We start from the raw sequence: 497 nt of genomic DNA, 5'->3' as shown, positions 1-497 counted from the left end.
TTTTCCATAGTTATTGAAGTCCCTGAGGTTACGGCTATCGTTACGGCAAGCAGGCGTTGAGTTTCCTACCGATAGACTCGTTTATACACTTTATATTTTTTAGTTAGATACTTTACTATATTACTGCACCTCTTGATCTCCAGAGGAGGCGATCATCATCGTCGCTTTCCCAAAACATACGCTCCTGCCTCTGGAGCATTGCCTCTAGGCCTTACGGTCGACCATCGCGCATCTGAGCCGCTCTCATTGCATCGCTGCCTGCAGCGTCACCGGATCGAACGGTTGCCGATGTCTAAGGCGACAAGTCGGCCAAAATGAAGTCCAAGAGCTACCCGATCGGCTACTTCCACATCGATATTGCCGAGGTTGACGCAGAACCATAGAGTGGTCAGCTATCATGGCAAATGCGTTTCACGATGAGCGATGACAAGTCGAATTCGCCCTAGTCACGCCACAAGCCAGCAACGCTGAAGGGCATAGCCTCCCGACAGTTCGAA

1 pseudogene is annotated in these 497 nt (G+C 50.3%); it reads left to right on the top strand.

From position 1 onward, the window contains the following. Positions 1–142: 142 nt before the first annotated feature. Positions 143–368: pseudogene (locus AC0L3E_RS34625) on the top strand (IS481 family transposase); the annotation flags it as partial. Between the last annotated feature and the right edge of the window lie 129 nt (positions 369–497).

Source organism: Mesorhizobium sp. WSM4822 (assembly GCF_055811155.1).
Note: the sequence above shows the minus strand (reverse complement) of the source record. Positions and strands in the feature narration are given on the sequence as shown.